We start from the raw sequence: 18279 nt of genomic DNA, 5'->3' as shown, positions 1-18279 counted from the left end.
CCCCGCGGGGCCGCCCTTTTTGGTTCGGTAGCAGCGGACTTTCGGGTCAGGCGCCGACCGGCACCCGGCCCCAGACCTCGTCGGCGACTTCGACGCACAGGCGGATCTTGTCGGCCTGTGCTTTCGTGCTGATGTCGTTGCCGTGGACGGTGCTGGCAAAGCCGCACTGCGGGCTGATCGCCAGCTGATCGATGTCGACGAACCTGGTCGCCTCGTCGATCCGGCGCTTGATGTCGTCCTTGCTCTCGATCTCGCCGAGCTTGGTCGAAACCAGGCCGAGCACCACGGTCTTGCCCTTGGGCAGAAAGCGCAGCGGCGCGAAGTCGCCCGAGCGGGCATCATCGTATTCGAGAAAGAACGCGTCGATCGCGCATTCGTTGAACATCACCTCGGCGACCGGCTCGTAGCCGCCTTCGGCCGCCCAGCTCGACCGAAAGTTGCCGCGGCACAGGTGCATCGCCTTGATCATGTCGGCCGGCGCGTCGCGGAAGCTGGCGTTGATCAGCCGGGCATAGTCGTGGGTGATCGCGTCGGGGTTCATCCCCCTGCTCTCGGCATCGGCGCGGTGGCCGGTGTCGCACAGGTAGGCCAGGTTCGTATCGTCGAACTGGATGTAGCGGCACCCGGCATCGGCAAGGTCGGCGATTTCCGCGCGATAGGCGGCCGCGACATCGTCGAAGAACAGTTGCATGTCGGGATAGACATCTTCGGGGATGCCCGCCCGCCCGGCGCGGAAGTGCAGCATCGTCGGACTGGGGATCGCCACCTTGGGCGTCTTCGTCACATGGGCGGCGAGATGCTCGAAATTCTTCCGCTCGATCGACTTCACGTGCTCGACCTTGCCGGAAATGACCATCTTGGGCGGGGCGAACTCGACGTCGACGCCCTTGTCGTTCTTGAACGCCTTCTTGATGCCGCCGGTCTCCTCGACGCCCGAAAGCTGGAGCAGGAAATCGGTGTGGAAGAACTTGCGGCGGAATTCGCCGTCGGTGATCGCTTCGAGCCCGAGGCTCTCCTGCCAGCGCACCAGCTCCTCGATCGCCGCGTCCTCGACGGCGCGCAGCTCCTCGTAGGAAATGTTGTCGGCATAGCGATGGGTCCGTGCCTCGAGAACGGCTTGCGGACGCAGGAACGAGCCGACGTGGTCGGCACGCGAGGGCAACTTGGTCGTCATTGGGTTTTCCTGTCAGGCGAAAGATTCGGAAAGCCAGGGTCTTAACGCGGGCTCGCGCTCGACTGACAGGCACCGAAATACGCCCTCCATCGGCCTATTTCAACATTCTTTTCGCACTTGCAGCAAGCCTTGACCGATCGCCGTCGGTGTTTGTAAGCGGCGATAACGATAACGGCCGTTACGATAGGGCCGGACGGAGAGGTCATGGCAGACGTCACGCTCTATCACTGGGAGCCGAACGCCAATTCGGGCAAGCCGATGCTGGCGCTGGTGGAAAAGGGCGTGCCCTTCGCCAGCCACTACATCGACATGATCCGTTTCGACCAGCACCAGCCGGAATACCTGGCGATCAACCCGCAAGGGACGATCCCGGCGATGACGCACCGCGGACTCTGGGGCAACCGCGTGCTGACCGAGAGCACGGCGATCATGGAATATGTCGACGAGGCGTTCGAGGGCCCTGCCCTCATGCCCGCCGACCCGCGCGATCGGTGGCGAATCCGCTGGTGGATGAAGTTCATGGATCAGTGGCTCGGCCCCAGTTTCTCGATGATCGGCTGGTGTACGTTCGTCGGCCCCTCGCTCGCCCACAAGAGCGAGCAGGAGCGCGAGGCGATGATCGCACGCATTCCCCTGCCCGAGAGGCGCGTGGCCTGGCGCAAGGCGATGTTCGCCGAATTCAGCGAAGATGAGCTGGCCGAAAGCCGGCGCCGCATCGCACTGGGCGTGGGGCTGATCGAAGAGGAACTGGGCAAGCGCGAATATGTTGGTAGCGACGGGTATTCGCTGGCCGACATCAACATCTTCAATTCGACCTACATGCTGCCGGTCGGCAACGCCGACATCTGCAATCCGGAGCTGACGCCGAACATCTGGCGCTGGTTGCGCGCGGTCTATCGCCGCCCGGCCGTGCAACAGACCTGGGCGATGGGCAGCGGCCGCTTCACCGACCGCTTCAACGCCATCATGGGGGACTTCGCGTGAGCGCGGTGCTGTATCACGGCGAGCCGAACGGCCCTTCGCTCAGCGTGCTGGCCGCGCTGTTCGAGAGCGGGCTGGAGATCGAGCGCCGCCCGATCGACCTGCTGGCGGGCGAGCGTCACCGTCTACCGGGCGTTTCCGAGGCAGTGGCCTGCGACTTCGCTGTCGAGGGCGAGGGTCCGGTCCTCGTGCTGGACGGCGAGGCAATGAGCGAAGCGGTGTTCATCGCCCAGTACTTCGACGAGGCGGCCGGGGGCTGCGGCCTGCAGCCGAACGATCCCTACGCGCGCTGGCAGACCCGGATGTGGTGCCGGCAGGCGACCGAGCGCCTGAGCCCCGCGGTCGCCTATCTCGGTACGCTGGCCCATGCGCAGGCCGTGCTGGAGGAGATGACCGCCGACGCATTCGCCGCCCTGGTCGCGCCCATCCGCAGCGAGGACCTGCGCGCCCGCTGGCAGGACCTGCGCGACGGCAAGGTCGATGCCTCCAAGGTCGCCGACAGCAAGGCCAAGGTGGCGCAGTTCGTCGAGCGGATCGAGGCCCAGCTCGCCGACGGGCGCAACTGGCTGATGGACGCGTTCGGCATCGCCGATCTGGAGACATTCGCCTGGCTGCGCTCGATGCCCGAACTCGAGCCCGACGCCTTTGCCGGCAAGCCGCGCTGCGCCGCCTGGATGGCGCGGGTCGAGGCAAGGCCGAGCGTGCAGGCCGCGCTGGCTTGCGCTACCACCGGGGCGCCGACTCACGCCTTCGCGCCGGGGCCGGAAATAAACCGCTGGGGATGATTGGGAGAGGATCCTCGATGAAGTTTCGTTCCGCGCTGGCGGCCTTTGCGCTGTCGCTCACTCTGGCTGCCTGCGATGCGAGCGGCCTGGGCGGCATGACAGGGTCCGGCACCGATGCGCCCACGACCGGCGTGACCGACGCGATGATGGCCGCGGCCGACGGCAACGAATGGCTGACCCACGGCCGCGACTACGGCGAGCAGCGCTTCAGCCCGCTGACGCAGGTTTCTGGCGAGAACGTCAAGGATCTGGGCCTCGCCTGGTTCGCCGACCTGGACACCGCGCGCGGGCAGGAAGCGACCCCGCTGATGCACGACGGGGTGCTCTACATCACCACCGCCTGGTCGAAGGTCATGGCCTTCGATGCCAAGACCGGGGCGGTCAAGTGGACCTACGATCCCGACGTCCCGCGCGAGACGCTGGTCGTGGCCTGCTGCGACGCGGTCAACCGCGGCGTCGCGCTCTATGGCGACAAGGTCTACGTCGCCACGCTCGACGGTGATCTGGTGGCGCTCAACCAGTCCGATGGCAGCGTGGCGTGGCGCAAGCAGGTCGTGCCCGACAAGCAGAGCTACACGATCACCGGCGCGCCGCGGGTCGCCAAGGGCAAGGTCTTCATCGGCAGCGGCGGGGCGGAGTACAAGGCGCGCGGGTTCATCGCCGCTTACGACTGGGCGACCGGCGACGAGGTCTGGCGCTTCCACACGGTACCCGGCAATCCGGACGACGGCTTCGAGAACGACGCCATGGAACGCGCCGCGCAGACGTGGAGCGGCGAGTGGTGGAAGCTGGGCGGTGGCGGCACCGTGTGGGATTCGATCACCTACGACGCGGTCAACAACCAGGTCCTGTTCGGCACCGGCAATGCCGAGCCATGGAACCCGGCCGCCAACGGCCGCATGGGCGAAGGCGACCAGGCCAACCTCTACACCAGCTCCATCGTCGCGGTCGACGCCGACACCGGCGAATATCGCTGGCACCACCAGCAGACGCCCGAAGATCGCTGGGACTTCGACAGCAACGCGCAGATCACGCTGGCCGACATGACGATCGACGGCGAACAGAAGCGCGTCGTGCTCCATGCGCCCAAGAACGGCTACTTCTGGGTGTTCGACGCCAAGGACGGAAAGTTTCTCTCAGCCACGCCGTGGACCGAGATGAACTGGTCGACCGGCGTCGACGCGTCCGGCAAGCCGCAGGTCAACCCCGAGGCGCGCTACGAGCAGACCGGCAAGCTGTGGGTCAACCTGCCCGGCGCAGGCGGGGCGCACAGCTGGCAGCCTCAAAGCTACAGCAGCCAGACCGGCCTGATGTATATTCCGGCCAATCTCGCCGGTTTCCCCTTCCTCGCCGCCAAGGACTGGAAGGAGAGCGAGATCGGCTTCCAGACCGGGCTCGATTCCGCCGGCACCGCGATGCCGGCCGACCCGGCGGCGCGCGCAGGCGCCATGGCCGGCACCACCGGCGCGCTGATCGCCTGGGATCCCGCGGCGAAGAAGGAAGCCTGGCGCGTGCCCTACAAGGGTCCGTGGAACGGCGGCGTGCTGTCCACCGCGGGCGGGCTGGTATTCCAGGGCACCGCGATCGAGGAATTCGCCGCCTACGACGCCAAGACCGGCGCCCGCCTGTGGTCCTTCCCGACGCAGACCGGGGTGATCGCTGCGCCGATGACCTATGCGATCGACGGCGAGCAGTACGTGGCCGTGCTGGCCGGATGGGGCGGCGTGTGGGACGTCGCGCCCGGCATCCTGACGGCCGCCAGCGGCACCCCGCGCAACATCAGCCGCCTGCTGGTGTTCAAGCTGGGCGGCAGCGCCAAGCTGCCGGAAGCGCCGCCGTTGGCCGAACGCGTGCTCGACCCGCCGGCCTTTACCGGAACCGCAGCGCAGGTTGCGCGCGGGGCCGACGTCTACGGCCGGTATTGCTCGGTCTGCCATGGCGACGCCGCCGTGGCCGGCGCGCTCAATCCCGACCTGCGCCATTCGGCGACGCTGAACGCGCCCGAAGCGATCAGGGCCGTGGTGATCGACGGCGCGCTGAAGCACAACGGAATGGTCAGCTTCAAGGTCGCCCTCAAGCCCGAGGATGCCGAGGCGGTGCGCCAGTACCTGATTAAGCGCGCGAACGAAGACAAAGCGCTGGGACGCCCTTCTGCCGGGGGCGCCAGAGCCGGCGGCGCGTAGGCATTCCGCACGAATATTGCTAAGCTCACCCCAACCCAAGATTCGAAGTTTCACGAGAGGACCCAACGTCATGAACGAAGTGACCACCATCAGCCGGACGCAGTTCGAGTATTCGGACGCCGTCAAGAAGGCCCTGGCCCGCAGCCCGCAGCTCTACATCAACGGCGAGTGGGTCGATTCCTCGGGCGGCGAGACGATCGATGTCGAGGATCCCTCCTCGGGCAAGGTGATCTCGAAGTTCGTCGAAGCGACCGACAAGGACATCGACCGGGCTGTTGCCGCCGCGCGCACCGCGTTCGACGATGGCCGCTGGCGCAACCTGCCGCCGGTCGCGCGCGAGAAGATCATGCACCGAATCGCCGACCTGATCGACCAGCATGCGGAGGAATTCGCCGAGCTCGAGGCGATCGACGTGGGCAAGCCCAAGGGCATGGCCGCCGCGGTCGACGTGCCCGGCGCGGCCGCGCATTTCCGCTACATGGCCGGCTGGGCCGGCAAGATCGGGGGCGAGACCCAGGCGCCCTATTCGATGCCGGGCGGCACGATGTTCGGCTACACCCTGAAGGAGCCGGTCGGCGTCTGCGCGCAGATCGTGCCGTGGAACTTCCCCCTGCTGATGGCGTGCCTCAAGCTCGCCCCGGTGCTCGCCTCGGGCTGCACCAGCGTGCTCAAGCCGGCCGAACAGACCAGCCTCACGGCGCTGCGCCTGGCCGACCTGATCCAGGAAGCTGGCGTCCCCGCAGGCGTGATCAACATCGTCACCGGCTATGGTCACACGGCCGGCGACCGGATGGTCAAGCACCCCGACGTCAACAAGGTGGCCTTCACCGGGTCGACCGAGATCGGCAAGCTGATCAATCGCAACGCCACCGAAACGCTCAAGCACGTGACGCTGGAGCTCGGCGGCAAGAGCCCGGTCGTGGTCATGCCCGACGTCGATCCGGCCGAAACCGCCCCGGGCGTCGCCGGCGCGATCTTCTTCAACTCGGGCCAGGTCTGCGTTGCCGGGTCGCGGCTCTATGCCCACAAGTCGGTGTTCGACAAGGTGGTCGAGGGCATGGCCGAAACCAGCGCCTTCTGGGCGCCGCGCGCCTCGCTCGATCCCGAGGGCCACATGGGCCCGCTGGTGAGCAAGGAGCAGCACGAACGCGTGCTCGGCTACATCGAGGCCGGCAAGCGTGACGGCGCCTCCGTGCTGATGGGCGGCGACGTGCCGGCGAACGACGGCGGATACTACGTCAACCCGACCATCCTGACCGACGTGAACCCGCAGATGAGCGTCGTTCGCGAGGAGATCTTCGGCCCCGTCGTCGTCGCGCAGCGGTTCGACGATCTCGACGAAGTGGTGAAGGAAGCCAACAACACGCAGTACGGCCTCGCCGCCGGCGTGTGGACCAAGGACGTTGCGGCCGCGCACAAGATCGCCGCGCGCCTCCAGGCCGGCACGGTCTGGATCAACACCCACGCCATGATCGACCCTGCGCTGCCGTTCGGCGGCTACAAGGAGAGCGGCATCGGCCACGAACAGGGCCGTCTGGGTCTCGAGGCCTACCTCGAAACCAAGACGGTGCTGATGAAGCTCTGACCGTCTGACCATATCGGGGCCCGCCACCGGCCAGCCGGGGCGGGCCCATTCATTTCTGCAGGGGTTTCCGCTTGCCCATCGACCTTTCCAAGATCCGCGCCATCGACGTCCACGTCCATGCGGAGGTTTCGTGCCACGACCCCGAAGATCCGGTCATGGGCGAATTCTTCGATGCCGCCAGCGCCTATTTCAAGGCCCCGCGCGAGCGGCCCAAGATGCCCGAGATTATCGAGCTCTACCGCGAGACGCAGATCGCCTTCTGCATGTTCACCGTGGACTGCGAGAGCGGCATGGGCGCCAAGCGGGTGTCGAACTACGAGGTGGCCGAACTGGCCAATAAGAACGACGACATCTGCATTCCCTTCGCCAGCATCGATCCGCACAAGGGCAAGTACGGCGCCCGCGAAGCGCGCGACCTGATCGAGAACCACGGGGTCAAAGGCTTCAAGTTCCACGGCATCGCGCAGAACGCCCATCCGGCCGACCGCATGGCCTGGCCGATCTACGAAGTGATCAACGAATACCGCCTGCCGGTCATCTTCCACACCGGCCATTCGGGCATGGGCACCGGGATGCGCGGCGGCGGCGGGATGCGCCTGAAGTATGGCGAGCCCATGCTGATCGACGATGTCGCGGTGGAATTCCCCGACATGAAGATCATCCTCGCCCACCCGAGCTGGCCCTGGGTCGACCAGAGCCTGTCGATGGCGATGCACAAGACCAACGTGTTCATCGACCTGTCGGGCTGGAGCCCGAAGTACTTCCCCAAGCAGGTGATCACCTATGCGAACACCCAGCTGCGCCACAAGATGCTGTTCGGCAGCGACTTTCCGCTGATCCACCCGGACAAGTGGATCGCCGCGGCCAAGGAGGTCGGCTTCCGCGAAGAGGTCATGCCGGGCATCATGAAGGACAACGCGGCCAAGCTGCTGGGGCTGGCTTGAGCGACCCGGCCGACATTCGCAATTTCCTGCGCCTGTCGGACCGGGTGACCACCTCGGGCAAGCTCGATCCGGCCGACCCGGCGCGGCTAGCCGCGATGGGCGCGCGGCGGGTGATCAACCTCGCCATGCCGGATCATCCCGAAATGCTGCCCGACGCCGCCGGTGCGATGGCGCAAGCGGGGCTCGAATATGTCAGCGTCCCGGTCCCGTTTGATTCTCCCGGCGAGGATCACTACCGCCGCTTCTCCGAGGAAATGGCGGCCGCCGGCGAGGAGCCGGGCCACGTCCACTGCGTGATGAACTGGCGCGTGTCCGCCTTCATGTACCGCTGGAACCGCGAGCACGGGATGGACGAGGCGACAGCGCGGGCGCAGATGGAAGCGATCTGGTCGCCCGAAAGCAACGGCCATCCGGACGCGCCCAAGTGGGCCGCGTTCGTCAGGGGAGAGAGATAGTGGATTTCAACGGCATGCACGTTGCCGTCACCGGGGCCTCGACCGGCCTGGGGCTCGAGACCGCCCGGCTGCTGGCGGCGCGCGGGGCGCGGGTCTCACTGATTGCCCGGCGGCAGGAAGTTCTCGATGCCGAGGCGGCCGCCATCGGCGGCAATGCCGCCGGCTTTGCCGCGGATGTCGGTGTGAAAGCCGAGCTGGAAGCCGCGCTCGACGCGGCCGCCGGCCATTTCGGGCCGATCGAGGGGTTGTTCGCCAATGCCGGGCTGACCGGCGGGTTCACTCCCTTCACCGCGTTCGATCCCGACGAGTTCGAGCGGACGATCAAGGTCAACCTGACCAGCGTGTTCTGGGCCGCGCAGCACGTGCTGCCGGCGATGATCGAAGCGGGCAAGGGCGCCATCCTCGTCACCGGTTCGATGGCCAGCAAGCGCGGCATGGCGATGAACCCGGCCTATGTCTCGTCCAAGCACGGGGTGCTCGGGCTGACGCGGGCCATCGCGATGGAGATGGCCCCGCACGGCATCCGCGCCAACTGCGTGATCCCCGGCTTCATCGTGACCGAGGCGCTGGACCGCATCCCCGAAGAGCAGAAGGGCAAGATCGCCGCGCGCGTGCCCCAGCGCCGCATGGGCGATCCGGGCGAACTGGCCGAGGTGGCCGCCTTCCTGCTGAGCGACGCGGCGAGCCACGTCACCGGGCAGGACTGGGCGGTCGACGGCGGCGTGCTGAACACTCTGGAGGTCTGACGATGGCGCTCAAGTATTACCACGCCGAGCCGATGGCGAACTCGCTCAAGTCGATGATCCCGCTCAAGGAGAAGGGGCTCGCCTACGAAAGCGTCTATGTCGACCTGCACAAGTTCGAGCAGCACCAGGACTGGTTCACCGCGATCAATCCGGAAGGCCAGGTCCCGGTTCTCGACCATGACGGGACGATCATAACGCACACCACCGTCATCAACGAATACCTCGAGGATGCCTTTCCCGATGCCCAGCCGGCCAGCGGTCCGCTGCGTCCGCGCGACCCGCTGGGCAAGGCGCGGATGCGATACTGGACGAAATTCGTCGACGAACAGGTGATGAATTTCGTCTCAATGCACGGCTGGCATCGGCTCATTCGTCAGATCACGAAATCGATCGAAGAGGATCGCTTCGAGGAACTGATGAGCCACGTCCCCCTGCCCGACCAGCAGAAGAAGTGGCGCACCGCGCGCTCGGGCTTCGAGCAGAAGGACCTCGACCACGCGCTTGGGAAGATCGGCTACGCGCTCGACAAGGTCGAGGCGCACCTTGCCGACAACGCGTTTCTCGCGGGCGAAACCTACGGGCTCGCCGACATCAATTTCTACGCCCACTGCGGGCTCAGCGTGAACCGCATGTTCCCCCAGTTCGAGGTCGACACGAAATTTCCCAACATCGTCCGCTGGCGCGAGGCGATCAGCGAACGGCCCGCGGTGCAGGCCGCTCTCAAGAGCGAGGACCGGACCCAGCCCGGCCTGCGCACCTGGAGCGGCGACGGGCGCGAGCACAGCTGATGAAGCCCAAGCTGAGCCTCGTCACCCTGGGCGTCGCGGACTTGGGCCGCAGCCTCGCCTTCTACCGCGACGGCCTGGGGCTCGAGACGGAAGACTACGATCCCGATGCGGGCGTCGTCTTCTTCCGGCTTGAGGGCAACATGCTGCTCGCCATCTGGCCGCGCGAGGAGCTGGCGAAGGATGCCGGCATCTCTGCGGAAGGCAGCGGCTTCGGAGGGATCTCGCTGGCCCACAACGTGCCCGACGAGGAAACGGTGCGGCAGGTCTTCGCCGAGGCGATCGCCGCCGGCGCCAGGCCGCTCAAGCAGCCGGACAAGGTATTCTGGGGCGGCTACACCGCTTATTTTGCCGACCCGGACGGCCATTTGTGGGAAGTGGCCCACAACCCGATGACCGACCTTACCTGACCAGATCTGGCCTGAGACGGCCTGCCCCAAGGGAGACTTCGCCAATGCGTGCCTGGATGCTGCCCGCCGGATCCGACGGCTTCGACAAGCTCTATCTCGAAACCAACCTGCCCGATCCCCAGCCTGGCCCTGGCGAGGTGCTGATCGCGCCCAAGGCCTGGTCGATCAACTATCGCGACTTCGCGGTCGCGGCCGGCAAGTATTTCGGCGGCGTGCTGCAGAAGCCGACCGTTCCGCTGTCCGACGGGGCGGGTGAGGTGCTGGCGGTCGGCGAAGGCGTGACCGGGTTCGCGCCGGGCGACCGGGTTGCGGGCGCCTTCTTCACCGACTGGGTCGACGGTCCGCCGAAGATGAGCATGGCGCTGGGCGACGGGATGGGCCCCGGCATGCTGGCTGAAAAGGTCGTGCTGCCCACTACCGGCGTGGTCAGGCTGGCCGAGACGCTGGATTACGGCGAAGCCGCCTGCCTGCCCTGCGCCGGCGTGACGGCATGGAACGCGCTGTTTGAAGGCAAGGAGACCAAGGCCGGCGACACCGTGCTCGTCCTGGGTTCGGGCGGCGTTTCGATGCTGGCGCTGCAGCTTGCCAAGGCCGCCGGCGCCAGGGTGATCGCCACCTCGAGTTCCGACGCCAAGCTGGCCGATATCCGCGCGCTGGGCGCGGACGAGACGATCAACTACACGAAAGTGACCGACTGGGGCGCGGCAGTCCGCCAGCAGTTCGGCGGGGCGGACCACGTGGTCGAGGTCGGCGGCACCGGAACGCTGGCGCAAAGCTTTGCCGCGCTCGCCCCGGCGGGCGAAATCGGCATGATCGGCGTGTTGACCCAGGGCGACCCGCCGGACCCGCGCGGCCTGATGATGACCGGCGGCACGCTGCGCGGGATTTTCGTGGGCAGCGCGGCCATGGCCGACCGGCTCAACGCCTTCATCGACAGGCACGGCATCAAGCCGGCGATCGGTCGGCGCTTTTCCTTCGAGGAAGCGGACAAGGCCTATGCCCACGCCTGGGGCACGGACAGTTTCGGCAAGACCGTAATCGAGCTATAAGGCCCGCGAGAGGAAGCAAGCCATGTGGGAAGTGCGCGTCACGCCGTCCGGCGAATTCGATAACGCCCCGTTCGAAAGCCGCCATTTCGAAACCCGCCCGCTGACCAGCGCGATGGGCGCCGAGGTGGTCGGGGTTCGCCTGCCGGACCTGACCGACGAGGGCCTCGAGGACTTCAAGCAGGCGCTTTACCATCACAAGATGCTCTACGCGCGCGGGCAGGACCTGAGCCACGACGAGCACGAGGACTTCGCCCGGCGCCTCGGCCCCTTCGCCGTCGACGCCTATACCCAGGGCGTGGCGGGCCACCGCGAGGTGCACCCGATCATCAAGGAAGCCGACCAGAAGGCGGCCAGCCTGTTCGGCGGCGGCTGGCACACCGACAGCCCGTTCCTGGCCGAGCCGCCCGCGGTGACCTTCCTGCGCTGCGTGGAATGCCCGCCCTATGGCGGCGACACGAGCTGGGCCAACTGCGCGCTGGCCCTGCGCCACCTTTCGCCCGCCTACCAGGAGATGATCCGCCCGTTGAAGGTGTGGATGAGCGCGGCGAACAACTTCGCCACGCAGGAAAAGCTGATGGGCAAGGCGATCCAGTTCGCCGACCAGGAACGCTATGCCGAGGGGATCCGCGGGCGGATGCATCCGCTGGTCAAGCGCCACCCGGAAACCGGCGAGGAATCGCTCAACATCTGCGACACCTACGCCGCCGGGATCGAGGGCATGACCAGCCACGAGGCCAAGCCGCTGCTCGACTTCCTGGTGCAGCACGCCACCCAGCACGCCTTCACCTGCCGGCTGCGCTGGGAACCGGGCATGATCGCCATGTGGGACAACCGCACCACGATGCACCTGGGGCCCAACGACTACGACGGTTACCGCCGCGAGATGTACCGCACCACGACGGCGCGGACGTCGAGCGCGGAGGTGCGCGCCGCCGCCTAGGCCGGAACGGCGGCGCCCGCCTGCGCCGCGACGCGCTGCCGCCAAGTCGCGGTGGCCGCGATGCCGGCAAGGATCAGCGCCGCCGCAACCGCGGGCACGGCGAACAGCGACATGACCGAGGCGCCGCTGCGGCCGGCATCGAGCGCCCAGCCGATCATGATCGGCGCGATAATCGTCCCTACGCGCCCCACGCTCTTGGCCCAGCCGATCCCGGTCGCGCGCAGGGCCATCGGGTAATAGCGCGACAGGACCACGTTCACCCCGCCGTAGGCGCCCAGGCTGAAGAACCCCGCCGCCCCGAGCAGCACCATCAGCGTGCCGGCAGAATCGGGCGTCATCACCCGGCCGCTGGCATAGAGCGCCATCGCGGCCGCGAGATTGAAGGCCACGAGCACGGGGATCGCCCCGAAGCGGTCGATCAGCATCCCCACGCCCAGCGCCGCCACCACACCCCCGAAACCGAAGATCGTGATCGACAGCGCGGCGAAGGATTCGTCGAACCCGGCCCCCACCAGCATCGTGGGAAGCCACGAGTTGAGGCAATAGCTGACCGTCAGCATGACGATGAACAGCAGCCACAGCAGGATCGTCCCCACGAGGTAGCGCGGAGCGAGGATCTGCCACGGGGCCGTGGAGCCCTGCTCCTGCACGCCCTCGGCCGCAGGGCCCGCCAGGTTGCCGCGCAGCATGAACCAAGCGCCCGCGGCCGCGACCAGCGATGCTACGCCGACCGCCAGCATGGCCGCGCGCCAGCCGCCATGGTCGGCAAACCCGGCCGCGACCGCCCCCGCGATGGCCGCCCCGAAGCCGTAACCGGCGAACAGCAGCAGGATCGCGAAGCCCAGCCGCCTAGGCGGCGCCACGTCGGTCACGATCGCCAGACAGCTCGGCAGGCATCCGCCGAGGAAAATCCCGGTCGCGAGCCGGATGGCGAAAAGGCTCGATCCGTCGCTCGCCAACGCGCTGGCGCACTGGCCCAGCGCGAAGCCCACCACCGCCAGGGTGATGGTCAGGCGGTGGCCCAGCTTGCCGGCGAACAGGGGAAACGCGACCAGCCCGATGCACTGGCCGATGAGGTTGGAGGAGAACAGCGAGCCCATCTCGGCATTGTCGAGCGCCAGGTCGCGCGCGATGCCGGGCGCCAGCGGCCCCAGGATCGTGTGGATCAGCCCGTCGAGGAGATAGATCGCGATGCAGATCGCGATCGCGGGGGAGAACAGCCGGTACGAGGCCGCGGCCCCGCTCATATGCCGAACCGCGCCCGCGCCTCGGGCACGCTGGCGGGCGTCATGCCGAAAAGCTGCGCGATCTTCACCGCGGCGCCGACCATCTCGGCATTGTCGCGCGCCACGCTCCCGTCGGGCAGGTGGACCCCGTCCTCGAAGCCCACGCGGACCAGGTCGCAGCCCATCGCGAGCCCGAGCGTGGCGATGCGGAACATGTCGCGGCCGGTCGCCGTGACGCCCCAGATGGCCTGCGGAAACATCCGCTGCCCTTCGTCGATGTTGAAGATCACGTTGCGCGCCACCGGCGGCGTCGCCCCGAAGCCCCCGCCGTGGAGCAGCCAGATGTTGTCGCGCGTCCGGTCGAACAGTCCCTCGTTGGCATAGCGCATCAGGCGGTGGAGCGAGCTCGCCTCGACGATCTCGTACTCCAGCGCCGATCCCTTGGCATAGACCGCCTCGATCGTGCGGCGCAGCAACTGCGGCGAGTTCACATAGGGCGTTTCCTCCGGATAGCCGCCCTCGGGATTGTGGAAATCGGCCGATCCGCCGGCGATGCCGAACAGGTCCTGCTGCGGCTCGATCTCGAGCAGGCCCAGCCGCTCGCTGTCGCTGGGCCAGATGAACTGGCCGGTTTCCGGATCGCGCCGCACGCCGATGCCGTTGGTCGTCTGGATCAGGATCGGGCTGCGCGCCCGGATCTGGCGGATGATCTCCGCGTAGATCGCCTTGTCGCCGCTGTTCTTGCCGTCAGGTCCGCGCGCGTGGACGTGGACCACGCAGGCCCCCGCCTCCCAGCACCGCGCCGCCGCTTCGCCGATCTCGTCGGGCTGCTTGGGTACGACGGCCCCGTCGCGATCCTGCTGCATGCCGCCGTTGAGGGCGACCGTGATCATGACTTTTCCGCCCTCGAGCATTCCCATCCCTTCCGAAGTTTTGCCGAAAGGTATTGCGCGCGGTGCCGCGGGTCTGTCCTATGGCCGCAGGACATACCAGGGGCCCCGCTAGCGGGCCGGGAGAGACCGATGGCACAGATCTGGCACCTTGCGGAGCGCCGCCTGCCCGCCGCGGTCGAGCCGGCCTACGAGCGGTTGCTGGCGGCGATGGGCAGCCAGACCTTCGGCGCCACCCTGCTGGACTGCATCGGGCGGACGACGGCGGGGACGCGGCGGCTCTACCTGTTCGAGACGACGCCGGCCGCGCAGGCCGCGCTGCACTACGTCCACTGCGAGCCGCGCATCGCGCTCCTGCTGCCCGATTACGACCGCTGCTATAGCCGGCTCGACCCGATCGGGCAGCTCTACCCCGCCGCGCGCCTGCCGGGCGACCTGGCCCTGCAGCGGATCGTGCCTGGCGACCTGGCCGCCGGCGACTTCCGCCGCCGCTTCTTCGACGAGCCGGGGATCGTCGAGCGGTTGTCCATCGTCCAGCGGACCGACACCGGCTGGCGCGGGTTCAACGTTGCCCGGCACCGTGACGACGGGCCGTTCGCCGAACGCGAGATAGACTGCCTTGCCGCGCTCGCCCGCCTCGCGCTGCCGATGCTTGCGGCAGGCCGCAGGCGGCTTTCGGCCTCGCACGCCCTGTCGGCCGACGAATGCGAACGGCGCTTCGCCGATCGCTGGCCGGACCTGACCCGGCGCGAGCGGCAGGTCTGCGCGCGCGCGGCGATCGGCATGAGCGTGGAAGCGACCGCGATCGACCTCGGCATCGCCAAGACCACCGTCGTCACCTTCCGCCAGCGCGGCTACCGGCGGCTCGGCGTGACCAGCCCGTTCGAGCTGTGCAGCCTGGTGGCGCACTAAGGCGCGGGCGGCTCAATCGGCGAAGAAGTTCAGTTCCAGCAGGACGTTGTTGGGATCGGCGGTGAAGATCTGGCGCAGGTTGATCGCGCCCACCAGGTTTTCCTTGTAGCTCGCGCCCGAGGAATCGAGGCGCGCCTTGACCTCGTCGTACCCGGTGCATTTGAGCGCCACATGATGCAGCGCGCCGGTCAGCGCGCCCTGCGGCACGTCGCGGTCGTAGGCGCGCGGGCAGTCGACCGAATTGATGTGGATGATCGCGCGGTCCTGTTCGTCGAACATCCAGGTCGCGTTCTGCGGGGTCAGCGGCGGAGGCGCATCCTTGCGTACCAGGCCGAGCAGATTAGCATAGAAATCGGCGGTTTCGTCGAGCCGGTCGGTGATGATGTTGACGTGGTCGAGCGCTTCGACGTTCATGGCAATCGTCCTCTCCGGAATCGCGGCATTCAGCCCTTGCCTGTCATGCCAGATATTGTATGTGCCACATACAATTTTCGCATACGTGATTCTTTCATAAACATGGAAATGGAGAGAGGTAACCAGATGGCCGAGAATCTCGAACAAGTTTTGGCGAAGGCGAATGGCGATATCGTCTCCCAGCTGCGCAACAACCAGATCGGTGCCTATGTGTACCCCGTCGTCGCGCCGGAATTTTCCAACTGGCGTTCGGAGCAGTGGGCCTGGCAGCACGGCGCCGTGCTCTTCGACCAGTCGCACCACATGTTCGACCTCTACATCAACGGCCCCGACGCGCTGAAGCTGCTGTCGGACACGATGATCAACTCGCCCGCCGGGTTCGAGGTGAACAAGGCCAAGCAGTACGTCCCGACCACGCCCTACGGCCACGTCATCGGTGACGGCATCATCTTCCGCCTGGCCGAAGAAGAGTTCGTCTACGTCGGCCGCGCGCCGGCCGCCAACTGGCTGATGTATCACGCCGAAACCGGCGGCTACAACGTGGAGGTCATCAACGACCCGCGTTCGCCCAGCCGCCCGATGGGCAAGCCCGTCAGCCGCATTTCCTGGCGCTTCCAGATCCAGGGCCCGCAGGCTTGGAACGTGATCGAGAAGCTCAACGGCGAACCGCTCGACAAGCTCAAGTTCTTCAACATGGGCACCATGAAGATCGGCGACAAGACGATCCGCACGCTGCGCCACGGCATGGCCGGTTCGCCAGGTCTCGAGATCTGGGGCCCCTACGAAGAGCAGGAATACGTCCGCGAGCAGATCCTCGAGGCGGGCAAGGAATTCGGCCTGATCCCGGTCGGCAGCCGCGCCTATCCGTCGAACACGCTCGAGTCCGGCTGGATCCCCAGCCCGCTCCCGGCGATCTACACCGGCGACAAGCTGGCCGATTACCGCAAGTGGCTCGGCGCCGACAGCTACGAGGCGACCGGCTCGATCGGCGGTTCGTTCGTCGGTGACAGCATCGAGGACTACTACCTCAACCCGTGGGAGCTGGGCTACGGTCCGTTCGTCAAGTTCGACCACGACTTCCACGGCGCCGACGCGCTGAAGGAAATCGACCCCGCCGAGCAGCGCAAGAAGGTGACGCTCGAGTGGAACGCCGAGGACATGAAGACGATCACCGGATCGCTCTTCAATCCGGGTGGGCCGAACTACAAGTTCTTCGACCTGCCGCTCGCGAACTACGCCAACTCGAACTACGACGCCGTCGTCGACGCCGACGGCCGCACCGTGGGCCTGTCGATGTTCACCGGCTACTCGTACAACGAGAAGAAGGGCCTGAGCCTCGCCACCATCGATCACGAGATCCCGCTCGGCACCGAGCTGCACGTGAAGTGGGGCGAAGCGCCGAACACCGACAAGACGACCGTCGAGCCGCACGAGGAATTCTCGGCCCGCGTCATCGTTTCGCCGGTGCCGTACAGCCAGATGGCCGGCGATACCTATGCCGCCGGCTGGCGTTCGGGCCGCAAGCAGGGCTGAACCCGCTTGCCGATAACGGCTTGATCGAAGGCCCGCGAAGCACCACGCTTCGCGGGCCTTCTGCATTCGGGAGAGAAGAATGGCCAATTACGTTCTCGTCCACGGCGCGTGGGGCGGAAATCACACCTACGGCGACGTGCCGGCGCGGCTCGAGGCTGAGGGCCATGCCGTGCTCAACTGCACGCTGCCGGGCCTCGGATCGCGGCAGGACGAACTGCACCCGGGCATAACGCTCACCGATCACGTCGATGCGGTGTGCGAACAGATCGAAACAGCCGGGTTCGAGCGCTTCGTTCTCGCAGGCCACAGCTATGGCGGGATGGTCATCACCGGGGTCGCGAGCCGGCTGGGCCAGCGCATCGACGCGATCTGCTACATCGACGCCTTTCTGCCCGGCAGCGACCAGAGCCTGTGGGACATCACCGGCGAGTTCGAGCACAACTGGTACGTCGACAGCCAGCGGCACAATCCGGGCATGGTCACGCCGATCGGTTTCCCCGGCGAATTCAGCGTCGTGCCCGGGGTGGTCGGCTATCAGCCGCTGCTAACCCTGCTCGAGGCGATCCCACTGAGCGGCCAGGAACAGGCGATCCCCCGCAAGAGCTACATCTTCGCAACCGGCTACCAGCCGACCCCCTTCCCGCGCTTTGCCGCCAAGGCGAAAGGCGCCGGCTGGGACTATCACGAAACCGCCACCGACCACTTCGTCATGCAGAACGATCCCGACCTGACGACCCGCGTGCTGCTGGATCTGGCCCGATGAGCGGCCCCTCGACCGAAGACCGCCTCGCGATCACCGAGCTCTATGCCCGCTATTCCTGGGCGCTCGATACCGGCGACACCGACGGCTATTGCGCGCTGTTCACCGAGGACGCGGAGGCGACCGAGGAAACATCGTCGGGCGAGCTCGAGATTCGCAAGGGCCGCGCCGAGATCCGCAAGCTGGTGAGGAAGTTCCACGACCGGCCGGACTTCCCCGGTCACCAGCACCAGATGGGCCAGTTCGTCTACGAGCCGGATCCCAAGGGCCGGCCGGACCACTGGCAGGTCCGCAGCTATGCCTGGGCCACGATCAATCACCCGCCCGCCCCGCCCCATCTCCACTGGTGCGGCCACGTTCGCGACGTGGTGGCGAAAGTCGACGGCCGCTGGCTGATCGCGGAAAAGGATATCATGGGCTGGGCCGGCACCGTCCTGTCCCGCTTCCAGCGCTAGCTTCGGCACAGCTCCCGGACGATTGCCATGGCCCATCGGTCGGCGGACGGTC

19 protein-coding genes are annotated in these 18279 nt (G+C 67.0%); 15 read left to right on the top strand and 4 right to left on the bottom strand.

What is annotated here, in order from left to right:
- Window positions 1–46: 46 nt before the first annotated feature.
- Window positions 47–1174, bottom strand: coding sequence for a 5-methyltetrahydropteroyltriglutamate--homocysteine S-methyltransferase (locus ACWPMZ_RS01475; protein WP_455702264.1), 1128 nt, complete (start codon window positions 1172–1174; stop codon window positions 47–49).
- Between the two features lie 204 nt (window positions 1175–1378).
- Here ACWPMZ_RS01475 and ACWPMZ_RS01470 point away from each other — a divergent pair, with 204 nt between their 5' ends.
- The 11 genes from ACWPMZ_RS01470 to ACWPMZ_RS01420 all read left to right on the top strand — a co-directional run bounded on the left by ACWPMZ_RS01470 (window position 1379) and on the right by ACWPMZ_RS01420 (window position 12037).
- Window positions 1379–2158: a glutathione S-transferase family protein gene (locus ACWPMZ_RS01470; protein WP_455702263.1), complete on the top strand. Its 780-nt coding sequence runs from the start codon at window positions 1379–1381 to the stop codon at window positions 2156–2158.
- Window positions 2155–2940: a glutathione S-transferase family protein gene (locus ACWPMZ_RS01465; RefSeq protein ID WP_455702262.1), complete on the top strand. Its 786-nt coding sequence runs from the start codon at window positions 2155–2157 to the stop codon at window positions 2938–2940. Before ACWPMZ_RS01470 ends, ACWPMZ_RS01465 begins: the two co-directional genes overlap by 4 nt.
- A gap of 17 nt (window positions 2941–2957) precedes the next feature.
- The gene (locus ACWPMZ_RS01460) at window positions 2958–5123 is read left to right on the top strand and encodes a PQQ-dependent dehydrogenase, methanol/ethanol family (protein ID WP_455702261.1); all 2166 of its coding nucleotides are present in this window, start codon (window positions 2958–2960) and stop codon (window positions 5121–5123) included.
- A 70-nt stretch (window positions 5124–5193) separates the two neighbouring features.
- Window positions 5194–6708 carry an aldehyde dehydrogenase family protein gene (locus tag ACWPMZ_RS01455; RefSeq protein WP_455702260.1) on the top strand — a complete coding sequence of 505 codons (1515 nt, stop codon included), beginning with the start codon at window positions 5194–5196 and terminating at the stop codon, window positions 6706–6708.
- Between the two features lie 71 nt (window positions 6709–6779).
- Window positions 6780–7652 (top strand): amidohydrolase family protein, encoded by an 873-nt coding sequence (locus ACWPMZ_RS01450; protein ID WP_455702259.1) that lies wholly within the window; start codon window positions 6780–6782, stop codon window positions 7650–7652.
- Window positions 7649–8107 carry a protein tyrosine phosphatase family protein gene (locus ACWPMZ_RS01445; RefSeq protein WP_455702258.1) on the top strand — a complete coding sequence of 153 codons (459 nt, stop codon included), beginning with the start codon at window positions 7649–7651 and terminating at the stop codon, window positions 8105–8107. Before ACWPMZ_RS01450 ends, ACWPMZ_RS01445 begins: the two co-directional genes overlap by 4 nt.
- Entirely contained in the window at window positions 8107–8853 is a 747-nt protein-coding gene (locus ACWPMZ_RS01440) for an SDR family NAD(P)-dependent oxidoreductase (protein WP_455702257.1), read from the top strand. Before ACWPMZ_RS01445 ends, ACWPMZ_RS01440 begins: the two co-directional genes overlap by 1 nt.
- 2 nt (window positions 8854–8855) lie before the next feature.
- Complete coding sequence (locus ACWPMZ_RS01435) at window positions 8856–9641, top strand: glutathione S-transferase family protein (protein WP_455702256.1); 786 nt, start codon at window positions 8856–8858, stop codon at window positions 9639–9641.
- Complete coding sequence (locus ACWPMZ_RS01430; RefSeq protein ID WP_455702255.1) at window positions 9641–10048, top strand: VOC family protein; 408 nt, start codon at window positions 9641–9643, stop codon at window positions 10046–10048. Before ACWPMZ_RS01435 ends, ACWPMZ_RS01430 begins: the two co-directional genes overlap by 1 nt.
- Before the next feature lie 44 nt (window positions 10049–10092).
- Window positions 10093–11097: a zinc-dependent alcohol dehydrogenase family protein gene (locus tag ACWPMZ_RS01425; RefSeq protein ID WP_455702254.1), complete on the top strand. Its 1005-nt coding sequence runs from the start codon at window positions 10093–10095 to the stop codon at window positions 11095–11097.
- Between the two features lie 22 nt (window positions 11098–11119).
- Window positions 11120–12037, top strand: a complete 918-nt coding sequence (locus ACWPMZ_RS01420) for a TauD/TfdA dioxygenase family protein (RefSeq protein ID WP_455702253.1) — start codon at window positions 11120–11122, stop codon at window positions 12035–12037.
- Here ACWPMZ_RS01420 and ACWPMZ_RS01415 read toward each other — a convergent pair.
- Together ACWPMZ_RS01415 and ACWPMZ_RS01410 are read right to left on the bottom strand one after the other, a co-directional pair.
- Window positions 12034–13284 carry an MFS transporter gene (locus tag ACWPMZ_RS01415; protein WP_455702252.1) on the bottom strand — a complete coding sequence of 417 codons (1251 nt, stop codon included), beginning with the start codon at window positions 13282–13284 and terminating at the stop codon, window positions 12034–12036. The two genes, ACWPMZ_RS01420 and ACWPMZ_RS01415, sit on opposite strands and share 4 nt — an antisense overlap.
- On the bottom strand, window positions 13281–14156 hold the full coding sequence (locus tag ACWPMZ_RS01410; protein ID WP_455702251.1) for a 3-keto-5-aminohexanoate cleavage protein: 876 nt from the start codon (window positions 14154–14156) through the stop codon (window positions 13281–13283). The genes ACWPMZ_RS01415 and ACWPMZ_RS01410 overlap by 4 nt, the downstream gene beginning before the upstream one ends.
- A gap of 129 nt (window positions 14157–14285) precedes the next feature.
- Between ACWPMZ_RS01410 and ACWPMZ_RS01405 the strand changes: the two genes are divergently transcribed.
- On the top strand, window positions 14286–15065 hold the full coding sequence (locus ACWPMZ_RS01405) for a helix-turn-helix transcriptional regulator (RefSeq protein ID WP_455702250.1): 780 nt from the start codon (window positions 14286–14288) through the stop codon (window positions 15063–15065).
- A 12-nt stretch (window positions 15066–15077) separates the two neighbouring features.
- Here the strand turns inward: ACWPMZ_RS01405 and ACWPMZ_RS01400 are convergent, their stop codons facing one another.
- Window positions 15078–15479, bottom strand: coding sequence for a VOC family protein (locus ACWPMZ_RS01400; RefSeq protein ID WP_455702249.1), 402 nt, complete (start codon window positions 15477–15479; stop codon window positions 15078–15080).
- A gap of 126 nt (window positions 15480–15605) precedes the next feature.
- Here ACWPMZ_RS01400 and ligM point away from each other — a divergent pair, with 126 nt between their 5' ends.
- The 3 genes from ligM (at window position 15606) to ACWPMZ_RS01385 (ending at window position 18227) form a co-directional block, all read left to right on the top strand.
- Window positions 15606–17012 carry a vanillate/3-O-methylgallate O-demethylase gene (gene ligM, locus ACWPMZ_RS01395; RefSeq protein ID WP_455702248.1) on the top strand — a complete coding sequence of 469 codons (1407 nt, stop codon included), beginning with the start codon at window positions 15606–15608 and terminating at the stop codon, window positions 17010–17012.
- Window positions 17013–17091: 79 nt separating this feature from the next.
- A complete protein-coding gene (locus ACWPMZ_RS01390; RefSeq protein WP_455702247.1) occupies window positions 17092–17775 on the top strand; it encodes an alpha/beta fold hydrolase in 684 nt (227 codons plus the stop codon).
- Complete coding sequence (locus ACWPMZ_RS01385) at window positions 17772–18227, top strand: nuclear transport factor 2 family protein (RefSeq protein WP_455702246.1); 456 nt, start codon at window positions 17772–17774, stop codon at window positions 18225–18227. The genes ACWPMZ_RS01390 and ACWPMZ_RS01385 overlap by 4 nt, the downstream gene beginning before the upstream one ends.
- Window positions 18228–18279: the final 52 nt, after the last annotated feature.

Source organism: Tsuneonella sp. HG222, from assembly GCF_053819185.1.
Note: the sequence above shows the minus strand (reverse complement) of the source record. Positions and strands in the feature narration are given on the sequence as shown.

Coding starts and splice junctions, on each gene's coding strand:
- ACWPMZ_RS01470 (WP_455702263.1), top strand. CDS start 1,379: ATGGCAGACGTCACGCTCTATCACTGGGAGCCGAACGCCAATTCGGGC.
- ACWPMZ_RS01475 (WP_455702264.1), bottom strand. CDS start 1,174: ATGACGACCAAGTTGCCCTCGCGTGCCGACCACGTCGGCTCGTTCCTG.
- ACWPMZ_RS01435 (WP_455702256.1), top strand. CDS start 8,856: ATGGCGCTCAAGTATTACCACGCCGAGCCGATGGCGAACTCGCTCAAG.
- ACWPMZ_RS01425 (WP_455702254.1), top strand. CDS start 10,093: ATGCGTGCCTGGATGCTGCCCGCCGGATCCGACGGCTTCGACAAGCTC.
- ACWPMZ_RS01385 (WP_455702246.1), top strand. CDS start 17,772: ATGAGCGGCCCCTCGACCGAAGACCGCCTCGCGATCACCGAGCTCTAT.
- ACWPMZ_RS01410 (WP_455702251.1), bottom strand. CDS start 14,156: ATGATCACGGTCGCCCTCAACGGCGGCATGCAGCAGGATCGCGACGGG.
- ACWPMZ_RS01390 (WP_455702247.1), top strand. CDS start 17,092: ATGGCCAATTACGTTCTCGTCCACGGCGCGTGGGGCGGAAATCACACC.
- ACWPMZ_RS01430 (WP_455702255.1), top strand. CDS start 9,641: ATGAAGCCCAAGCTGAGCCTCGTCACCCTGGGCGTCGCGGACTTGGGC.
- ACWPMZ_RS01405 (WP_455702250.1), top strand. CDS start 14,286: ATGGCACAGATCTGGCACCTTGCGGAGCGCCGCCTGCCCGCCGCGGTC.
- ACWPMZ_RS01400 (WP_455702249.1), bottom strand. CDS start 15,479: ATGAACGTCGAAGCGCTCGACCACGTCAACATCATCACCGACCGGCTC.
- ACWPMZ_RS01420 (WP_455702253.1), top strand. CDS start 11,120: ATGTGGGAAGTGCGCGTCACGCCGTCCGGCGAATTCGATAACGCCCCG.
- ACWPMZ_RS01460 (WP_455702261.1), top strand. CDS start 2,958: ATGAAGTTTCGTTCCGCGCTGGCGGCCTTTGCGCTGTCGCTCACTCTG.
- ACWPMZ_RS01455 (WP_455702260.1), top strand. CDS start 5,194: ATGAACGAAGTGACCACCATCAGCCGGACGCAGTTCGAGTATTCGGAC.
- ACWPMZ_RS01415 (WP_455702252.1), bottom strand. CDS start 13,284: ATGAGCGGGGCCGCGGCCTCGTACCGGCTGTTCTCCCCCGCGATCGCG.
- ligM (WP_455702248.1), top strand. CDS start 15,606: ATGGCCGAGAATCTCGAACAAGTTTTGGCGAAGGCGAATGGCGATATC.